This is a genomic window from Acinetobacter endophylla (assembly GCF_053543775.1).
Map to the genome: position 1 here is coordinate 1 of NZ_JBLVOM010000297.1, position 1,182 is coordinate 1,182.

At 46.3% G+C, this 1,182-nt stretch carries 1 protein-coding gene and 1 pseudogene; both read left to right on the forward strand.

Going from position 1 to position 1,182, the window contains the following annotated elements:
* On the forward strand, positions 1-1,032 hold a 1,032-nt coding region (bioA, locus tag ACNPNW_RS16390), incomplete at its 5' end, for an adenosylmethionine--8-amino-7-oxononanoate transaminase (protein ID WP_448767201.1).
* Positions 1,029-1,182 (forward strand): annotated as a pseudogene (locus ACNPNW_RS16395) (8-amino-7-oxononanoate synthase); the annotation flags it as partial. The gene bioA and the pseudogene ACNPNW_RS16395, both read left to right, overlap by 4 nt.

Genomic DNA, 1,182 nt, shown 5'->3' on the forward strand with positions numbered 1-1,182 from the left:
CCTGCGATTGATGTGTCTAAACTGCTACTCGAGATCACGGCGCCTGCACTGGATAAAATTTTCTTTGCTGATTCCGGCTCGGTCGCGGTTGAAGTAGCGTTGAAAATGGCTGTGCAATATTGGCATGCGCGTCAGCAACCGCAAAAAACTAACTTTGTTACCACACGCTCTGGCTATCATGGCGACACCTGGAATGCCATGTCGGTTTGTGATCCTGTAACTGGTATGCATCAAATTTTTGGTTCGAGTTTGCCGAACCGTTTATTTGTTCCGGCACCTCAAAGCCGTTTTGATGGGGCATGGCAACCAGAAGATATACAGCCACTTGAGCGCCTGCTGGTACAGCAGCATCAACAGATTGCTGCCATGATCATTGAGCCGATTGTGCAAGGTGCAGGCGGGATGCGTTTCTATCATCCAGAATATTTAAAGCAAGCTAAGTTGTTGTGTGAAAAGTACGATGTACTGCTGATTTTAGATGAAATTGCCACCGGTTTTGGCCGCACTGGAAAACTATTTGCTTATGAACACGCTCAGGTCACACCAGACATTATGTGTATCGGTAAGGCATTGACTGGTGGTTATATGACCTTGTCAGCGACCTTAACCACTCGCCATGTAGCAGAGACGATTTCAAGTGGTGAAGCGGGTGTGTTCATGCATGGCCCAACTTTTATGGCTAATCCGTTGGCCTGTGCGGTCGCATTAAAAAGTACCCAGCTGTTACTGGCTCAAGACTGGCAGACGCGTATTCAACAGATTGAAAGTACACTAGAACAATATTTACTGGATTTAAAATCCTTGGCACAAGTCAAAGATGTGCGTGTCCTCGGCGCAATTGGCGTGGTTGAGCTACATCAAACTATTGATTTGGCTCGTTTTCAGGCTGAATGTGTATGCCGTGGCGTCTGGATTCGTCCTTTTGGCCGTCTGGTCTATGTCATGCCGCCATATGTAATTTCAACACAGCAACTTGAAACTTTATTAAAGCATATGCGGGAGATGATTCAGCAGATAGAGGCAGTAGCATGAACCATCTTGAGCATTTCCAGCAGCAGCTAGATGACTTGAAACAGCAAGGGCAATATCGCCAGTTTAAGTCCAATATTTCTAGCCAGCCAAGATTGCAACTCAATGGCCAAGAGATGCTGAATCTGGCATCCAATGACTATTTAGGTCTGG